This is a genomic window from Cupriavidus sp. 10L45 (genome assembly GCF_056395225.1).
This window is the reverse complement of the sequence record NZ_JBFTJC010000007.1, coordinates 269,986-288,014: the sequence shown is the minus strand read 5'-3', so window position 1 is coordinate 288,014 and position 18,029 is coordinate 269,986. Positions and strand designations below refer to the sequence as shown.

Genomic DNA, 18,029 nt, shown 5'->3' with positions numbered 1-18,029 from the left:
CGGAGTTAAGCGGGTTCATCAACCTTCCGCGACACGGCTTGACCGGTTAGCGGATTGCAAACAACTCTTGGGAGCCAGACAGCGCTACCTTGAACGAACGGCACCGCGAAGGTGCCGTCTGTCTGGGGTCTCACCGACAGCCCGAAAGGGCAAGTTGTGCGGGGAAGGACCTTAGTCTTCACTCGCAAAAGCATAGCACGTTTGCCCAACGACAGTGGGGACTTTTCGTGATGCAAAATCATGACCGTTGCCGCCACACATCGGTGCTACGCCATCAGGCGGCCGGCTCGATCCGATCGACCGCGTCCGTGATCAGTCCGTCCAGCCCCCAGGACAATAGCTCGGCGGCCCGGGACGCGTCGTTCACCGTGTAGCACAACACTTGAAAACCGTCCGCATGGGCGCGGGCGATGACGGCCGCGTCCAGCTCGCGATGGTTGGCGTCCAAGGCTACGCAGCCCAGCCGGCGCAGGCGTTCGGGCCAGTCGGCGGGCAGCTTGTCGAGCAGTAGCGCGCGCGGCAGGCCGGGCGCCACTTGGCGGGCGGCGTCGAGCGCCTCCTCGGAAAACGACGAAAGCAGCGGCGGCACGTCGGCGCCCTGCCAGAGCGAAAGCGCATCAATCGCCACTGCTGCGCCGGTCCGCCATTCCGTGCCAGGCACCGGCTTGATCTCGATATTGACGTGGAAGCCATTGGCGCGCGTGTAGCGGGCGATCGTCGCCAGGGTCGGCACCGGTTCGCCGGCATAGGCCGGGCTATGCCAGCTTCCGGCGTCCAGCGCGGCCAGTTCGCCCAGCGTCATAGCGTCGACGCGGCCCTTGCCGGACGTGGTGCGGTCCAGCGTGGCATCGTGCATCAGCACCGGCTTGCCGTCGGCCGACAACTTCACGTCGAACTCGAACATCCGGTAGCCGAACGACGCCCCGTGCCGGAACGCGGCCAGCGTGTTCTCGGGTGCGAGCTTGCCGGCACCCCGGTGCGCGATATGGCGCGGATACGGCCAGTTGGCTGCATCGACCACAGGAAACGTGACGATTGACGCACTCATGCCAGTGCCTCGATACGCTTGCCCGACGTCGCGTCGAAGAAGTGCAGATGATCAGCCGAAGCCGTGATCGGCAGACGGTCACCGGCACGCACTGGCATGTGGCTGTCCAGCCGGACCACGATCAACTGGCCGCCCAGCGAACCATAGGCGAATGAATCGGCGCCGAGCGCCTCGACCACGCGCACATCGACATGCGCGATGGCGTCGTGGGCCGCGCACGGCTCGATATGCTCGGGGCGCAGCCCCATCAACGCCTGCTCGGGCAGGTGCAGGCCCATCGGCAGATGGCCGAGCGTGGCCGGCGCACCCTGCCCTTCGCCGGCACCATTCGCCTTCGGCACCACGCGCATCTGCGCCTCGCCCTGGGCGGCGTTGGTACGCACCACGGGCACGAGGTTCATCGGCGGCGAGCCGATAAAGCCGGCCACGAAGGTGCTGGCCGGACGCGAGTAGACCTCGAGCGGCGTACCGATCTGCTCCACCCGGCCTCCGTTCAGCACCATCATGCGGTCGGCCAGCGTCATGGCCTCGACCTGATCATGGGTGACGTACAGGCTGGTGGTGCCCAGGCGGCGATGCAGGTCCTTCAGCTCGAGCCGCATCTGCACGCGCAGCTTGGCATCGAGGTTGGACAGCGGCTCGTCGAACAGGAACACGGCCGGCTCGCGCACGATGGCGCGCCCCATCGCCACGCGCTGGCGCTGACCGCCCGAGAGCGCGCGCGGCTTGCGTTCGAGCAGCGCGCCCAGCTCCAGGATGCCCGCCGCGTGCTTCACGCGCTGGTCGATCTCGGCCTTGGACATGCCGCGAATCCGCAGGCCGTAGGCCATGTTGTCGTACACGGTCATGTGCGGGTAGAGCGCGTAGTTCTGGAACACCATCGCGATGTCGCGCTCGGCCGGCTCGAAGTCGTTGACTACCTTGTCGCCAATATGGATCTCGCCGCCGGTAACGGTTTCCAGCCCGGCGACCATGCGCAGCAGCGTGGACTTGCCGCAGCCCGAGGGGCCGACGATGACGATGAACTCGCCGTCGGCGATTTCCATGTCGATGCCGTGCACGACCTGCGTGCCGCCGGCGTAGGTTTTCTGAACGTTGCGAAGTGACAGTTTTGCCATGGCTTTCTCGTAATCCGCTTGTTTCGCTTACTTTTCTGTTTCGACCAGGCCCTTGACGAACCACCTCTGCATCAGCACCACCACCACGGCAGGCGGGATCATCGCCAGCATCACAGTGGCCATCACGAGATTCCAGTCCGTCGCGGCATCGCCCGAGCGCGAAATCATCTGCGTCACGCCAACCACCACCGGCGTCATCGATTTTTGCGTAGTAATCAGCAGCGGCCACAGGTACTGATTCCAGCCATAGATGAACTGGATTACGAACAGCGCCGCGATGCTGGTGCGCGAGAGCGGCAGCACCACGTCCCAGAAGAAGCGCAGCGGACCGGCGCCATCGATGCGCGCGGCCTCGGCCAGTTCATCGGGAATGGTCAGGAAGAACTGGCGGAACAGGAACGTGGCCGTGGCCGATGCGATGATCGGAATGGTCAGGCCGAAGTAGCTGTCCAGCAGGCCGAGGTCCGACACCACCTTGTAGGTCGGCAGGATCCGCACTTCCACAGGCAGCATCAGCGTGATGAAGATGAGCCAGAAGAAGGTCTTGCGCAGCGGAAATCGGAAATAAACGATGGCGAAGGCCGAGATGATCGAGATCGCGATCTTCCCGAGCGCGATGCCCAGCGCCATGATCAGACTGTTCTTCATCATGGTGGCGACCGGCGAGGCGGCCTCCCCCACGCCCTTGAACAGCACGGTGCGAAAGTTCTCAACCATGTGGCTGCCGGGGATCAGCGTCATGGGCGAATCGAGCACCTGTTCGGCCGTCAGCGTGGACGCCACGAAGGTCAGGTACACCGGAAACGCCACGACGATGATGCCGAGGATCAGCACCACGTGGGTGATGACATCAAGAATTGGACGACGTTCTACCATTTTTGGGCGCCTTTCGTGTCAGTACTGGACCTTGCGTTCCACGAACCGGAACTGCACCACGGTCAGCGCAATCACGATCACCATCAGCACCACGGACTGCGCGGCCGAGCCGCCGATGTCCATGCCGCGGAAGCCGTCGTGGAACACCTTGTACACAAGCGTGTTCGTCGAATTGAATGGGCCGCCATGCGTCACGGCATCGATGATGGCGAAGGTATCGAAGAATGCGTAGACCACGTTGATGACCAGCAGGAAGAACGTGGTCGGCGAAAGTAGCGGAAATATGATGGACCAGAAGCGCCGCCACGGTCCGGCGCCATCGATGGCGGCCGCCTCGATCAGCGAGCGTGGAATGCTCTGCAACCCGGCCAGGAAGAACAGGAAGTTGTAGCTGATCTGCTTCCACGCGGCGGCCAGCACCACCAGCGTCAGCGCCTGATTGCCATTGAGCAGGAAGTTCCAGTCCACGCCGCCCTTGCGCAGCGCGTACGACACCACGCCCAGCGTCGGGTTGAACATGAACATCCAGAGCACGCCCGCCACGGCCGGGGCCACGGCATACGGCCAGATCAGCAGGGTCTTGTAGCCCGTGGCCACGCGCACCACGCGGTCGGCGAAGTAGGCAAGCAGCAGCGCCACCGACAGGCCGACCACCGTCACACCAATGGCGAAGATGGCCGTGACCTCGAACGACTCCACATACTGCGGGTCTGCCCACAGCGTCCTGAAGTTGTCGAGCCCTACGAATTCGAGATTGATGCCGAAGGCATCCTGCTGGAGCAGCGACTGCCACAGCGCCTGGCCGGCCGGCCAGAAAAAGAAGATCATCGTGATGGCGATCTGCGGCAACACCAGCAGATACGGCAGCCACGGCGACCGGAAAACGACGCGTTTTTCCATCGTCAAACCTTTTCATAACGCAAGCGGGCGACGGTTTCGCCGCCGCCCACTTGCCGCACGTCTGGCGCCCTCAGCCCGGACCGGTCATACCGGCCAGGCCGCGCGACGCCCCTGACTTACTCTTTCGCAGTCTTCTGGAAGCGCTCCAGCAGGTCGTTGCCGCGCGCCACCGCCGTGTCCAGCGCAGCCTTCGGCTCCTTCTTGCCGGCCCAGACGGCTTCCAGTTCCTCGTCCACCACGGTACGGATCTGCACCAGGTTGCCCAGGCGCACACCGCGCGACTTGTCCGTGGTCTTCACGACCATTTGCTGCACGGACACATCGGCGCCCGGGTTCTTGTCGTAGTAACCCGATTTCCTGGTCAGATCGTAGGCGGCCATCGTCACCGGCAGGTAGCCGGTGGCCTGGTGCCAGTCCGACTGGATCTCAGGCTGCGACAGGAACGTGAAGAACTTGGCTACGCCCTTGTATTCCTCGGCCTTCTTGCCACCCATCACCCACAGCGACGCGCCGCCGATGATCGTGTTCTGCGGGGCGCCCTGCACGTCCGGGTAGTACGGCAACTGCGACACGCCGAACTGGAACTTGGCGTTCTTGCGAATGTTGGCCAGCGATGCCGACGAGCCCGTGAACATCGCGCACTCGCCGTTGAAGAACTTGGCTTGCGACTCTGCCTTGCGGCCGCCGTAGCTGAAGTAGCCCTTCTTCACCATCTCCTGGAGATTGGTGATGTGCTTCACGTGCAGCGGGCTGTTGAAGACCAGGCGGGCGTCGGTGCCGCCGAAGCCGTTGTTCTTGGTCGCGAACAGCGTGTTATGCCAGGCCGAGAAGCTTTCCAGGTGCACCCAGCCCTGCCAGTCGGTGGTATAGGCGCAGTTCGTGCCCGATGCCTTCAGCTTGGCCGAATATTGCATCACTTCGGGCCAGGTCTTGGGCGGCTCGGAGAGGCCCGCCTTCTTGAAGGCGTCCTTGTTGTAATAGAAGACGGTGGTCGAGCTGTTGAACGGGAACGACAGCATCTCGCCCTTCGACGAGGTGTAGTAACCGGCCACGGCGGGGATGTAGGCCTTCTGGTCGAACTTCTCGCCCGCATCCTTCATCACCGTGGAGACCGGCTTGATCGCGCCTTTGGCACTCATCATCGTGGCCGTGCCCACTTCGAACACCTGCAGGATCGCCGGAGCGCCGCCCGCGCGGAAGGCGGCAATGCCGGCCGCCATGGTTTCGTCGTAGTTGCCCTTGTTAACAGGCACGATCTTGTAGTCGGTCTGGCTCGCGTTGAACTTGTTGGCGATCTCGTTGACCTTGTCGTTCAGCGCGCCCTGCATGGCGTGCCACCACTGGATCTCGACCGCGGCGTGGGCGGTGCCGGCCATGGCCAGGGCGGCGACGGCAGCGAATTTTAGGGCGGTGCGTGGAAAGGACATGGACTTCTCTCCTGAGGCTGTTATCAGTCGGGCAAATCGGGCAAGAAACAAGAAAAAGCGCCCGACTGTATGCATTTTTTGTGACAGCGGGATGTTACGCCCGTCGCACCTCGCCGCAAACCGGGCAAACCCGCCTTGCGGTGAGAATATTGCTGCATTTTGACGACACATTGATGTCACACAACCGGGCGCGCCGCACCGGCGGACGTTTGCGTACAATCCTCGCCCATGAGCACGATGAAACCCTTCGCCACCTTGCCGGACGCCGCCCTCCGGCGCGTGCGCGGCATCCTGACCGACATCGACGGCACCCTGACGACCGATGGCCGGCTGCCTGCCCCCACCTATCTCGCACTGGACCGGCTGGCCCGGGCTGGGCTGCATGTCGTACCCGTCACAGGACGCTGCATCGCCTGGGCGGAGATCCTCGTCAGACTCTGGCCGGTAGATGCCATCATCGGCGAAAATGGCGCCTTCTTCTCACATTTGCGCGACAACAAGCTGATCACACGCTTCCTCGACGATGCGCCGACGCGCGCCGGGAATCTTGAGAAGATCCACGCGCTGGGCGAGCGGATCGTGCGCGAGGTGCCTGGCTGCGCGCTGGCATCGGACCAGGCATGGCATGCGGCCGACCTTGCCATCGACCATGCCGAGGACGTGGCACCCCTGCCCCAGCCGGCGGTGGACCGCATTGCCGCGATGATGCGCGAGGCCGGCATGACGGCGACGGTCAGCTCGATCCACGTTAACGGCTGGTTCGGCGACCATGACAAGCTGTCGATGAGCCGGCTTTGCGTGCAGGAGTTGCTGGGGGATGACATCGACGCCGCGCGCGACGAATGGCTGTTCATCGGCGACTCGGCCAATGACGCGGCGATGTTCGGCCACTTCCCGTTGTCGGTGGGCGTGGCGAACGTGCGGGAGATTCTGGATCAGTTGCCGGTGGCGCCCGCCTACGTCACGGAGGCGGCCGGCGGTGAAGGCTTCGCCGAGATGGCGGAGCGACTGCTGGCGGTACGTAGCAACGGCTGAGACGATTCTTGTTCTCTGCTCCCCCGCAGCGGGAGAGCAGAGAATCGTCTCAACCCCTGGACATCAATCGAATCCCAGCTCCTGCAGCTTACGGGTAATCGTATTGCGTCCAATCCCAAGCCGGGTGGCGGCTTCCACGCGGCGCCCGCGCGTGACGCCCAGCGCGGCTTCGAGCACAGCTTTTTCGAAGCGCCGCGTCAGCACATCCATCACCTCGGGCTGGCCCGCTTCCAGCATCGACTTGGCCTCGCCGGCCAGCAGCGACTCCCAGCTTGCCGACACCGCATTGCCCGCGAAGGCCGGTGCGGACGCCATGCCTGGCGCCGTGGCGGTCATCGGTGGGCGCGTGGCGACCATCGTGTCACCCTCGCCTGCCGCGGTGTTCATGCCGTAGTCGGATGTCTCGATCGCATCGTAGTCGCCACCTGCCATGCGCGACTCGCCGCCCGGCGCGCGCATCGGCGAACCGGTGCTTTCCGACTGAGGCGTGCCGATCATCTCGCGTGGCATATCCTTGACTTCGATGGTCTGCGCCGGCGCCATCACGGTCAGCCAGTTACACAGATTCTCAAGCTGTCTCACGTTGCCCGGGAACGGCAGCGTGCTGACGTAGGCCAGCGCCTCGTCGGACATGCGCTTGGGTTCCACGCCAAGCTCCTTGGCGCTCTTCTGCAGGAAGTGGCGCGCCAGCAGCGTGATGTCCTCGGGCCGCTCGCGCAGCGGCGGCAGCCGCAGACGAATCACGTTCAGGCGGTGGAACAAGTCCTCGCGGAACAGCCCCTCTTTCACGCGCGTCTCGAGGTTCTGGTGCGTGGCCGCAATCACGCGCACATTGGCGCGCAACGGGTTGTGGCCACCCACGCGATAGAAGTTGCCGTCCGACAGCACGCGCAACAGCCGCGTTTGCAGATCGAATGGCATATCGCCGATTTCATCGAGGAACAGCGTGCCGCCCTCGGCCTGCTCGAAGCGGCCACGCCGCATCGTCTGCGCACCCGTGAACGCGCCGCGCTCATGTCCGAACAGTTCGGATTCGAGCAGATCCTTCGGAATCGCCGCCGTGTTGAGCGCGATAAATGGCCCGTTGGCGCGCGGGCTGTGCTTGTGCAGCGCCCGTGCGACGAGTTCCTTGCCGGTGCCGGACTCGCCGGTAATCATCACCGTCACGTTCGACTGCGACAGGCGGCCGATGGCGCGGAACACGTCCTGCATCGCCGGTGCCTGACCCAGGATCTCAGGCGCGTCGACTAGCCGATCGTCCATTTCCTCCTCGCGCAGGCTCTCTTCGAGCGCGCGCCGGATCAGCTCGACGGCCTTGTCGACATCGAACGGCTTGGCCAGGTATTCGAAGGCGCCGCCCTGGAACGCCGCCACGGCGCTGTCCAGGTCGGAATACGCGGTCATGACGATGACCGGCAGGCCCGGGTGCCGCGCCTTGATGGCCTGCAGCAGGTCCAGGCCCGAGCCGCCAGGCATGCGGATATCGGAAATCAGGACCTGCGGCTCGTCATCCTCCAGCGCCGCGAGCACGTCGCGAACATTGGTAAAACTGCGAGAGAGCAGGCTTTCACGGGCAAGGGCCTTCTCGAGGACCCAGCGGATTGATTGATCGTCGTCGACTATCCAGATCGGCTTCATGTGCGTCGCTTGTCTGCTCGGTGTCATGTGGTCTCCCGTTGTCCCGCCATCGTCCCACTCAGGCAGGTCCCGCGCCGCTCGCACATCCGGGCCGGTCAGAGGCGCGGGAGGTCAGTGCAGCGGCAGCAGGATACGGAAGTCGGTACAGCCCGGCCGGCTCTCGCATTCGATCAAGCCCTCGTGCTGCTGCACGAAGGTTTGAGCGAGTGTGAGACCGAGTCCGCTGCCGCCGTCCCTGCCCGATACCAATGGATAGAAGATGCGTTCGCGGATGTCCTCGGGGATGCCCGGGCCGTTATCGATGACATGCAAGTCCAATGCCAGCTTGAACAAGCGCTTGGCAATCGTCACCTGCCGTGCCACCCGCGTCCGCAATACGATCTGCGCATCGCCGCGCGCGATGCGCTCGTGCAGCGCCTGGGCAGCGTTGTGCACGATGTTCAGCACGGCCTGGATCAGTTGCTCCATGTCGCCGCGCAGGTCGGGCAGGCTCGCGTCGTAGTCGCGCACAATCTCCAGCCCGTTCGGGAATTCGGCCAGCACCACCGAACGCACGCGCTCCAGCACCTCGTGGATATTGAGGTCCGAGACGATGTGCGGGTGCCGGTGCGGCTCCAGCAGCCGGTCCACCAGCGTCTGCAGGCGGTCCGACTCCTTGATGATGACCTGGGTGTACTCGCGCAAGGACCGTTCGGGCAGCTCGAACTCAAGCAACTGGGCCGCGCCACGGATGCCCCCGAGCGGATTCTTGATCTCGTGGGCCAGGTTGCGGATCAGTTCCTTGTTGGCCGACGTCAGGTCGAGGATGCGCTCCTCGCGGTCGCTGCGTACCTTCTGCTCGTTCAGAAGGATCTCAACCAGGACCGTATTGGCATGGCCTTCGATCGCCCCGATCACGACATGGGCATGCATCGGCTCCTGCAGCGGCGGGCGCAGCACGAGATCCTGGCGCCGCACATCGATCTGCCGCGCGATCACCGTCTCGATCATGCTGTCCAGCTCGTCGATCTGGCCGAACAAGTCCGGCAGCGTCAGTTCCACCATCGCCCGGCGGGACAGCGCGAAGCTGGCCTCGGCGGCCGGATTCGCGTAGACCACCTGCAGCCCGGGCTGGCGCACCAGCAGCACCGGGTTGGCCACCACGTCCAGGCCGGGGTGGAACGCCGCGTCGCCCAACGGCAGGACCTCGGCTTCCGCCTTGCGGTCTGCTCCGGTGACTTTGCGCGACACTCCGCGAATCAGGCGACCCATGGCCATTTCACTATTCCTTAAGGTTCGATAGCTCACGGCGCAAGGAGGCGGCGTTAGCTTCGCTACGTGCGACGTCGTCGCGCAGGCGTGCCGTGCGATCGAGATATTTCTGATAGTTGCGCTCGTTGCCCTGGCGCTCGGGCTCGCCATTGTTGTACTCGGCGCGCAGCCCGGCCAGCTTGGCTTCTTCGCTCTGGAGTTCCTGCTCCAGCACCGCGCGGCGCTCGCTGTCGCGGTTCTTCTGGGTGGCGCTGTCCACGCGCGGGAAAGCCGCCGGGGACGCCGAAGGCGCCGCCGCCTTGCCACCGCCCGAGCTGGCAGTGCGCGAACCCGGCACCGTGATCACGTCAGGCAGGTTCAGCTTCTTGCAGTCCTTGCTGCCGCCTGGATTGCCGTTGCGGTACTCGGGCACGCCGTTGGGGCCCTTGCACATATAGACATCCGACGACTGCGCCGGCGCGGGCCGGCTCCAGGCGCCGAGCCCCAGCGCCATGGCCATCACCAGAATGGGGAAACCCACCCGGATCTGGTGCGTCATCCGGTATGAACCCTGGTGCAACAGTCCGCCTTGGCGGCTGCGCGTGACCTTATTTGACATCGCGTTCATGAACATCGGCATGAAGGTTAGGGAAGGAGCCCCATTCTAGCGATCAACCCGCTCGCAAAACAAAAAGGGACAGCCGAAGCCGCCCCTTCCTGGTGCAACTGTTGCCCGGTGACAACCTGGCAACCGGACGCGATTACAGCGAGTAGTACATCTCGAACTCGATCGGGTGCGTCGTCATGCGGAAACGCGTGACTTCTTCCATCTTCAGTTCGATGTAGGCATCGAGCATGGAGTTGGAGAACACACCGCCGCGGGTCAGGAACTCACGGTCGTTGTCGAGATATTCCAGGGCCTGGTCGAGGCTCGAGCAGACGGTCGGGATCTTTGCATCCTCTTCCGGCGGCAGGTCGTACAGGTTCTTGTCGGCAGCTTCGCCCGGGTGGATCTTGTTCATCACGCCGTCCAGGCCGGCCATCAGCAGCGCCGAGAAGCCCAGGTACGGGTTCATCAGCGGATCCGGGAAGCGCGTTTCGATGCGGCGGCCCTTCGGGTTCGCCACGTACGGAATGCGGATCGAGGCCGAACGGTTGCGGGCCGAGTAGGCCAGCTTCACCGGGGCTTCGAAGCCCGGCACCAGACGCTTGTACGAGTTCGTGCCCGGGTTGGTCAGCGCGTTCAGGGCACGGGCGTGCTTGATGATGCCGCCAATGTAGTACAGCGCGAATTCCGACAGGCCGGCGTAGCCGTTGCCTGCGAACAGGTTCTGACCGTCCTTCCACACGGACTGGTGCACGTGCATGCCCGAGCCGTTGTCGCCAACCACCGGCTTCGGCATGAACGTCGCCGTCTTGCCGTAGGTGTGCGCCACGTTCTGGATCACGTACTTCTGGAGCTGGGTCCAGTCGGCGCGTTGCACCAGCGTGCTGAAACGCGTGCCGATTTCGTTCTGGCCCTGGCCAGCCACTTCGTGGTGGTGGACTTCAACGGGAATGCCGAGCGATTCGAGGATCAGGCACATTTCCGAACGGATGTCCTGGAACGTGTCGATCGGGGCAACCGGGAAGTAGCCGCCCTTCTTGCCCGGACGGTGACCGCTGTTGCCGTGCTCGAATTCCTTGCCCGACGACCACGGGGCTTCCTCGGAGTGAATCTTCACCGAGCAACCCTGCATGTCGACGTTCCAGGTCACGCCGTCGAAAATGAAGAATTCGGGTTCCGGACCGAAGAAGGCGGTGTCGCCCAGGCCGGTGCTCTTCAGGTAGGCTTCGGCACGCTTGGCGATGGAACGCGGGTCGCGGTCGTAACCTTTGCCGTCCGACGGCTCGATCACGTCGCAGGTCAGCACCAGCGTCGGCTCTTCGTAGAACGGGTCGATGTGGGCCGTGTTCGAATCCGGCATCAGCAGCATGTCCGAAGCTTCGATACCCTTCCAGCCGGCGATCGAGGAACCGTCGAAGGCGTGGCCGCTCTCGAACTTGTCGTCGTCGAAGTGCGACACGGGCACAGACACGTGTTGCTCCTTGCCTTTGGTATCCGTGAAACGGAAATCGACGAATTTGACGTCGTTTTCCTTCACGAGCTTCATCACATCTGCAACGCTGTGGGCCATGCCTATCTCCTGGAAATTCGGGCTGAGTCTGGGAAAGCCATTGTTGGGTCCGGCCCCGGAAAACCCTCGCGGGAACCGCCCCAAAAGGGACGAGGAATGTTAGCAGAAAGCATGCCAACCGACGCCCTCATTTGCCCTCGCCATCCCGAAAAATGTGCAGTGATCGGTCACGCCGCACCGTGGCGGGGGCCGCGGATTGCATACAACCCAAGCTGAACATGCCGACGCGGCGAACGATCCACTTGCGCACCGCTCCGCGGCGACTCCATCAAACACCATCTCGGTGCACGATTCAAGGAAAAGCACTATCTTAGTGCCGATGCACCAGAATACGCACCGAAGATGGGCATGCGCCGCGCAGGCGGATTTTCGGGGGATGGCCGTGGCTGCGCGCTAGAATAGCGCCGAACGCGGCGACATCCCAGCGCCGCGCCCGATCCCGGGTCACGCTGTTGCCCCGGCACAGCGAACCCCGCTTTGCTCCCGCTTCTCTTATTGACTCCGTCACAGAAGATGACCACCCGAGACGACCTCCTCCAGGCGGCGCACGCGCGCCAGCAACAGAACCAGCTTGCGTACTTCGGCGCGCTGGACCCGCAGCAAGCCTATGACCTGCTGCAGGCCGACCCGAAGGCCGTGCTCGTGGACGTGCGCACGCAGGCAGAACTGGATTGGGTAGGTGGCGTGAACCTGCCGGACGAGCAATTCGCCCATGTGGAATGGAACAGCTATCCCGGCGGCAAGCAGAACCCGAATTTCGTCGAGGAACTCAAGGCCCGCGTGCCGACCGATGCGCCGGTGCTGTTCCTGTGCCGTAGCGCTGCGCGCTCGAAGCACGCGGCCCGTCTGGCCACTGAGGCCGGCTACACCTGTGCCATGGATGTGCTGGAAGGCTTCGAAGGCCCCCGCGACGAGGAATACCACCGCAAGACCGTGGAAGGCTGGTGCAAGCGCAACCTGCCGTGGCACGGGGCGTAAGGGGAGCCATCAGCTAACGCCCGTCCATGGCGTGTGGGAGCGGGGTTGCCCGCTCCGCGCGCAGGTCGGCCAGCGCCTGTAGGCAAAAGTGGCCGTACCAGGGCACCGCAAAGATCAAAATCATCATATAGACCCACATGACGCACAACAGCGCCAGGGGTAGCAGTACAACCATTACGATTGCCCAGACCCAGACGAGGTTGGCCAGCCAGCCGAGAAAGCCGCTGAGCACGCCGATTCCCATCAACGATGTGCGATGGCGCTTCATCAGCGTTTTGCGCTCTTCCACCGTGGCGTGATCTTCCAGCGCGTCGTAGGTCATCACACGGTACATCAGCCAGCCGGACAGCAGTGACGGTGTGACAAAACCAATCACCGGCAGGTACGCCAACGGCAGCGTCAGCATGGTGAGCACCAGGAACACCCCAGTGCTCACGATCAACTCCCGCAGGCCGCCCATTAGCGAACCGCCCTGGGCACGGCGAAGTCCCGGATAGCCGCGCGCCACGTGTCCAGCCACTGTCGACTCGAAGAATACGCTGATATAGATCAGCATCGACACAACAATCAACGGGCACAGCGCCATCACGACAAGCACCGGCGCCACGTACGGCCCCAACCCGGCCAGCCAACTCCAAGGGGAAGTCCCACTCAGCCAGGCAAACATCTGGGTAGCGTCGAGAAATCTATTGAATGCCTGGGTGACAGGATCCCATGCCCACCAAAGGATGCCGGCCCAGAACATCGGGATCAGGATGAGCGGCAAGATGGCATGTATCAGCATGCGCGGATGCAGAACGCACAGCAACGCGCGGCCGAACGCCCGGAGAACTGGTTTCATGTGTGAGCGCTGACGAGGCAGCGCAGGCTGAACAAAGCCCATCAAGCTATCACGCGTCGGCGCGCGCTTTTTCGACCTGTGTCAAGGTTGGCACAGGATTGGCACAGCCCCCCACCCTCACCTACTGCTCGACGATCTCGTACCCCATGGCGCGGACGCCTTCGAGCAGCATCGCATAGGCTGGCAGGACCTGTTCCGCCGGTCCCTTCACCCCAAGATCGATATGGCGCCGCGCGAAGCGGTCGCCCCGGCTCACGTCGCCCACGGATGGCAGGCTGAATACGCGGATGCCGGCGAATGCGGCCTCCACCTGCTCCATCAGCGGTGTCAGGGTCGACTCGGGCGCCTCGAACACATAGAAAGCGCGCGACTGCGCTACCTCCAGGTGGAACAGGTGGGTGTAATAGTGGTCGAGCACCCATTCCATCATCGGCCACGCCATGACGGGGAAGCCTGGCATGAAATGGTGGTCGGCCACCGAGAAGCCCGGAATGCGGTTGTAACTGTTGGGGATGATGCGCGCCCCGACCGGAAACTCGCCCATCTTGAAGCGATGCTGGTTATCAGGCAGGTTCAGGTCAGCCTTGACCGGGTCGCCATTGGCGGTCTCGGCGATGCGTAGCGCAATCTGCTCGCGCGCCTCGGGGTGCAGCGCCAGCTCCACGCCCAGCGCGGCGGCCGCGCACTGACGCGTGTGGTCGTCCGGCGTGGCGCCGATGCCGCCCGTGCAAAAGACCACGTCCGGCCCGGCCAGCGTGCGGCGCAGCGTGGCGGTGATGCGCTCGCGCTCGTCGCCCACGTACTCGGCCCAGTCCAGCGCCAGGCCGCGTGCGCCCAGCAGTTCGATGGTCCGGCGCATGTGCTTGTCCTCGCGCCGCCCGGACAGGATCTCATCGCCGATGACAATCAAACCGAAACCCATGGTGTTCCTCGCTCAAGATTGTTCAATGCGGCGCACGTCGCCCGGCGCCAGGTCGATCACGTCGGTGGCGGGCGGCGGCGGGGGTGCCGCGGCGTCGCGCTCGGCGCGCAATTCAGCCAATGCCCGGAGGCAGAAATGGCCGAACCAGAGCGCCGAGAAGATAAAGATCAGCACGTACAGCCACAGCGTGCCGGCCAGCACCACCGGAAACAGGAAGATGATGACAGCCGACCAGACCCACAGCAAGGTCGGCGCGGAGCCAAGCAGGCCCACGGCCACGCCGATCATCAGCAGCGAGGTGCGATGGCGCTTCATCAGCGTCTTGCGCTCCTCGGCCGTGGCGTGTTCGGCCAGGGCGTCGTAGGTCATCACGCGGTAGGTGAGCCAGCCCCACAGCACGGGCGGAATCAGCGCGAAGAACGGCGGAATCAACCATAGCGGCATCGTCACGAGCACCAGCAACAGGAACACCACGGTGTTGCTGAGCGCCTGGAACACGCTGCCGGCGACGCTGCCGCCGCGCGCCTTGACCAGCCCCGGATAGCTGCGGTCCAGGTGCTTCACCACGGCCGGCACCGAGAACAGGCTGATGAAGATCAGCATCGACGCGATCACCAGCGGCACAGCCAGCGTCAGCACGAACAGCGGCGCCACCACGGTGCGCAGCGACTGCAGACCGAGCCAGTCCAGCGCGGAGTAGATCCAGCTCGTGAAAACGGAGCCCTCGAGGATGGCGCGAGCGCCGCCCATGATCGGGTCCCAGCCCCACCAGATCAGGCCGCCCCATAGCACGGTGGCGAGGACGAATGGCACCAGCGTCAGCATCAGCATGCGCGGATGCAACTGGCTGATCAGGGCACGGCCAAACGAGCGAAAGATATCGTTCATGCAGGAAAGCGGTCGGGAAAACCTTCAGAGCCTAGCACAGGCCGAAAAGATCCCACGCCGACGACATTCCCGGTCAGCGGAGCCGTAGCAGCCGCTTCAGGCCCAGCCACTGCTGGGACAGGAATCCCGCGCCGTAGTCGCGGCCGTGGCCGGTGGGCGGCGGAAGCTGGTCCCGGATGCCCGTCGGATGGTAGGCCTCGACGAACCGGGCGGTGCGGAACAACATGTCCCACCACGGAAAGATCACGCCGTAGTTGCAGCCGCCAAGCCGCACCGGCTTGCCCGCCGCCTGCTGCTCGTGGCCGAGCCCCACCGCGTGGTGCGTGCGATGGAAGCGCGGCGAAACCAGCAGTCGCTCCCCGAGCCAGCCGAAATGCAGTCGCAGGTTGGCGTGCTGGAGGCTTTGCAGCAGTTGCGAAAGCGCCACCAGCAGCACGTACTGCGACGGCTCCACGCCAACCGCCAGCGCCACGGTCGCAAAAACTGCGTCACGTAGCATATCGTCCAGAAGATGGTTGCGATTGTCGCTCCAGAGCGTCATCTGGCGCTGGCTGTGGTGCGTGGCGTGCAGGCTCCACCACCAGCGATAGGTATGCGAAAACCGGTGATACCAATAGTCGAGCAGATCGAACAGCAGCAGGTAGACGAAGAAGCTGACCAGCGGGATCGACGTCACGCCGGGCCACCAGTCCTCCACGTTGATCCGCTGCCAGCCCAGCAGGCGCAGATGGCCTTCGAGGCCATCCATCAGCGGCGCCAGCACGAAGAACATCGCGAGCCGGAACAGGCCCAGGCGATGGATCATCGTATAGAGCATGTCCGTGCGCACGGCGGCGCGGTCCGTCACCGGCTCCACGGGTCGCAATTTCTCCAACGGGCCGAGGATCAGCACCATCACTGCGATCTGCACCACACCCACTAGCAACCATTCGGTGCCTGTGAAGGCGTCCTCGGCATAGCCGCCGAAGCCGAGGTGGTAGACCACCGGCAGCACCACGCCCTGGAATACCGTGGCTTCCACCTGGCCTACCCAGAGGCTGATCCAGTTCGTGAACGCGTCCCACATTACCGCCGGCCCTCCGCCCCGTGCTGCTGGAACCAATCCTTGTAGCGGGGATGCTCGCGCAGCGTGGCGAAGCAGAAGCCCTTCTGTTCGAGGCCGGTCAGCAGCGGTTCGAGCACGCCCGGTGCCCAGGGGTCCTTGCGCGACCAGATGCCGAGGTGCGCCATCGTAATATCGCCATCCCGGAGGTCGCGCAGCGCGCGGTCCAGCAAAGCCCGGTTCGGAAATTTCTCGGAAGACAGTTCGTCGCCGAGGAAGCCGGCCGGCGCCCAGCCCACGTGCTTGAAGCCGCATTGCTCGGCCCAGGCCAGCGTCTGCGGGGCGGTGCGGCCGCCCGGCGCGCGCCAGATCGGCGCCATCGGCTGGCCAGTCATCGACCGGAATGCCTGGGCGCTGCGGCGCAGTTCCGTGCAGAAGGCGTCGGCAGTCATCGCGACGTCCTTGCCGCCCTGCGCGCCAAACTGCGGACGCATCGTCACCTTGTCCCCGTGCACCCCGCGCAGGTAGACGTGATCGAACGTATGGGAACCGAACACGTGCCCATCGGCGGCCAACGCTTTCCAGTAAGGGGCCCAGGTCGGGTCCAGCGAGTTGTCATGATTGACGGTCGGCTCGCTGGCCAGGAAGAACGTGGCGCGGATATGATGCCGGCGCAGCGTGCGGGCGATCAGTTCCGCCTGGCTCATGCTGCCGGTGTCGAAGGTCAGGTACAGCGTACCGGCACGGCAACTGGCGGCGGCGTCCGCCGCCGAGGCAGCACCGGCCAGCGCCAGCATCGCGGCCAGCATGGCAAGAATACGAATCAGCAGCCGAGCCATGTCGAACCCTGCCTCAGTAGAGCGGCGCCCGCGTGCGGAAGTAGATACCGTGTGGCGACTTGCCCACGCGGATGGTCTTGACCAGCTTGCGGCTCGCCACGTCGATCAGCCCCACCGAACGCGCCCAGCGGAACGTCACCCAGAGTGTCTTGCCATCGGCGGTCAACTCCATGTCGTCAGGCCCCGGCAGCAGGCCGGTGATATCGCCAACTTTGGACAGCGTCTGCTGGTCAATGATGCTGATGGACCCCGAGACGCGGTTGGTCAGGAACAGATGACGCTTGTCGCCCACCGCGCGGAAATTGTGCGCGCCCTTGCCGGTCTGGATCTGCTTGACCACGGTGCGCGTGCGCCAGTCGATCACGGCCACATAGTCGGCGCCGGTCATGCCCACCAGCAGGTATTTCTGGTCCGGCGTCACCCAGATCCCGGCCGGCGCCGAGCCGGCGTCCATGGTCCAGAGCACGGTCAGCGAATTGAGGTCGATCGCGGCGATCTGATCGCTGTCCTGCAGGGTGATGAAGGCGATCTTGCTGTCCGCCGTGAACGCGATATGGCTGGGCGTCTTGGGCAGCGGGAATTGCTTGGCGATCTTGAGCTGGTGGCCGTCCCAGCGGTAGACGTCCACGCGGTCGAGCCGGTTGCCCGTCGTCACGAACCATTTCTGGTCCGGCGAGAAGCCGATCTGGTACGGATCGTCGATGTTCGGTACGCGCTGCTGCACCTTGCCGGTCACCGGATCCAGGAACACCAGGTCGTTGCCGACCGCGTTGGCCACGATCAGCGACTTGTCGTCAGGCGTGGCAATCAGGTGGTGCGGTTCCTTGCCGACGGGGAAGGTTTCCAGCACCTTCTGCGTGTCCTTGTCGATCAGGGTGACGGTTGCATCACCCGAATTAAGGATCGTCACAACCTCCGCTTGCGCGGGGGCGGACACCACTGCCAATGCCAGCGCGCCGACCGACACCACGCTAGACACAACACGACGCAACGAGAGCATAAGACCGTCAACCATGAGGAATCGGGCATTCTAACGTTTGAGCCGGGGGTTACGCTGACCGTTTGCGCGA

Annotated in this window: 17 protein-coding genes; 2 read left to right on the top strand and 15 right to left on the bottom strand. The window is 64.2% G+C overall.

The window, feature by feature from the left end; translation table 11 throughout:
- Nucleotides 1-274: 274 nt before the first annotated feature.
- From ugpQ to ugpB, 5 genes are all read right to left on the bottom strand, one after another.
- Nucleotides 275-1,048, bottom strand: a complete 774-nt coding sequence (gene ugpQ / locus AC1DFU_RS15205; RefSeq protein WP_092289628.1) for a glycerophosphodiester phosphodiesterase — start codon at nt 1,046-1,048, stop codon at nt 275-277.
- On the bottom strand, nt 1,045-2,166 hold the full coding sequence (locus AC1DFU_RS15200) for a sn-glycerol-3-phosphate import ATP-binding protein UgpC (RefSeq protein ID WP_092289630.1): 1,122 nt from the start codon (nt 2,164-2,166) through the stop codon (nt 1,045-1,047). The genes ugpQ and AC1DFU_RS15200 overlap by 4 nt, the downstream gene beginning before the upstream one ends.
- Nucleotides 2,167-2,193: 27 nt before the next feature.
- The gene (gene ugpE, locus AC1DFU_RS15195; RefSeq protein ID WP_092289632.1) at nt 2,194-3,042 is read right to left on the bottom strand and encodes a sn-glycerol-3-phosphate ABC transporter permease UgpE; all 849 of its coding nucleotides are present in this window, start codon (nt 3,040-3,042) and stop codon (nt 2,194-2,196) included.
- Between the two features lie 18 nt (nt 3,043-3,060).
- Entirely contained in the window at nt 3,061-3,942 is an 882-nt protein-coding gene (gene ugpA, locus AC1DFU_RS15190; RefSeq protein ID WP_092289634.1) for a sn-glycerol-3-phosphate ABC transporter permease UgpA, read from the bottom strand.
- Between the two features lie 116 nt (nt 3,943-4,058).
- Complete coding sequence (gene ugpB, locus AC1DFU_RS15185) at nt 4,059-5,369, bottom strand: sn-glycerol-3-phosphate ABC transporter substrate-binding protein UgpB (protein WP_092289636.1); 1,311 nt, start codon at nt 5,367-5,369, stop codon at nt 4,059-4,061.
- A 237-nt stretch (nt 5,370-5,606) separates the two neighbouring features.
- Between ugpB and AC1DFU_RS15180 the strand changes: the two genes are divergently transcribed.
- Nucleotides 5,607-6,404, top strand: coding sequence for an HAD-IIB family hydrolase (locus AC1DFU_RS15180; protein WP_092290821.1), 798 nt, complete (start codon nt 5,607-5,609; stop codon nt 6,402-6,404).
- Between the two features lie 63 nt (nt 6,405-6,467).
- On the opposite strand, the gene ntrC is transcribed toward AC1DFU_RS15180, so the two are convergent.
- The 4 genes from ntrC to AC1DFU_RS15160 form a co-directional block, all read right to left on the bottom strand.
- Nucleotides 6,468-8,042 (bottom strand): nitrogen regulation protein NR(I), encoded by a 1,575-nt coding sequence (ntrC, locus tag AC1DFU_RS15175; protein WP_441593553.1) that lies wholly within the window; start codon nt 8,040-8,042, stop codon nt 6,468-6,470.
- 111 nt (nt 8,043-8,153) lie between these two features.
- On the bottom strand, nt 8,154-9,293 hold the full coding sequence (gene glnL / locus AC1DFU_RS15170; protein ID WP_092290823.1) for a nitrogen regulation protein NR(II): 1,140 nt from the start codon (nt 9,291-9,293) through the stop codon (nt 8,154-8,156).
- 10 nt (nt 9,294-9,303) lie between these two features.
- A complete protein-coding gene (locus tag AC1DFU_RS15165; RefSeq protein ID WP_092290825.1) occupies nt 9,304-9,831 on the bottom strand; it encodes a DUF4124 domain-containing protein in 528 nt (175 codons plus the stop codon).
- Nucleotides 9,832-10,033: 202 nt separating this feature from the next.
- Nucleotides 10,034-11,449 (bottom strand): 3-hydroxylaminophenol mutase, encoded by a 1,416-nt coding sequence (locus AC1DFU_RS15160; protein ID WP_092289640.1) that lies wholly within the window; start codon nt 11,447-11,449, stop codon nt 10,034-10,036.
- A 513-nt stretch (nt 11,450-11,962) separates the two neighbouring features.
- On the opposite strand from AC1DFU_RS15160, the gene AC1DFU_RS15155 reads away from it, so the two are divergent.
- Nucleotides 11,963-12,427 carry a rhodanese-like domain-containing protein gene (locus tag AC1DFU_RS15155; protein ID WP_092289641.1) on the top strand — a complete coding sequence of 155 codons (465 nt, stop codon included), beginning with the start codon at nt 11,963-11,965 and terminating at the stop codon, nt 12,425-12,427.
- 13 nt (nt 12,428-12,440) lie between these two features.
- On the opposite strand, the gene AC1DFU_RS15150 is transcribed toward AC1DFU_RS15155, so the two are convergent.
- From AC1DFU_RS15150 to AC1DFU_RS15125, 6 genes are all read right to left on the bottom strand, one after another.
- Entirely contained in the window at nt 12,441-13,268 is an 828-nt protein-coding gene (locus AC1DFU_RS15150) for an EI24 domain-containing protein (RefSeq protein ID WP_177219829.1), read from the bottom strand.
- A gap of 121 nt (nt 13,269-13,389) precedes the next feature.
- Nucleotides 13,390-14,190: a competence/damage-inducible protein A gene (locus tag AC1DFU_RS15145; RefSeq protein WP_092289645.1), complete on the bottom strand. Its 801-nt coding sequence runs from the start codon at nt 14,188-14,190 to the stop codon at nt 13,390-13,392.
- Nucleotides 14,191-14,202: 12 nt separating this feature from the next.
- On the bottom strand, nt 14,203-15,078 hold the full coding sequence (locus tag AC1DFU_RS15140; protein WP_092289647.1) for an EI24 domain-containing protein: 876 nt from the start codon (nt 15,076-15,078) through the stop codon (nt 14,203-14,205).
- Between the two features lie 73 nt (nt 15,079-15,151).
- Nucleotides 15,152-16,144, bottom strand: a complete 993-nt coding sequence (locus tag AC1DFU_RS15135) for a sterol desaturase family protein (RefSeq protein ID WP_092289649.1) — start codon at nt 16,142-16,144, stop codon at nt 15,152-15,154.
- The gene (locus AC1DFU_RS15130; protein WP_092289651.1) at nt 16,144-16,959 is read right to left on the bottom strand and encodes a polysaccharide deacetylase family protein; all 816 of its coding nucleotides are present in this window, start codon (nt 16,957-16,959) and stop codon (nt 16,144-16,146) included. The genes AC1DFU_RS15135 and AC1DFU_RS15130 overlap by 1 nt, the downstream gene beginning before the upstream one ends.
- Nucleotides 16,960-16,972: 13 nt before the next feature.
- The gene (locus AC1DFU_RS15125; RefSeq protein ID WP_092289653.1) at nt 16,973-17,959 is read right to left on the bottom strand and encodes a YVTN family beta-propeller repeat protein; all 987 of its coding nucleotides are present in this window, start codon (nt 17,957-17,959) and stop codon (nt 16,973-16,975) included.
- Nucleotides 17,960-18,029: the final 70 nt, after the last annotated feature.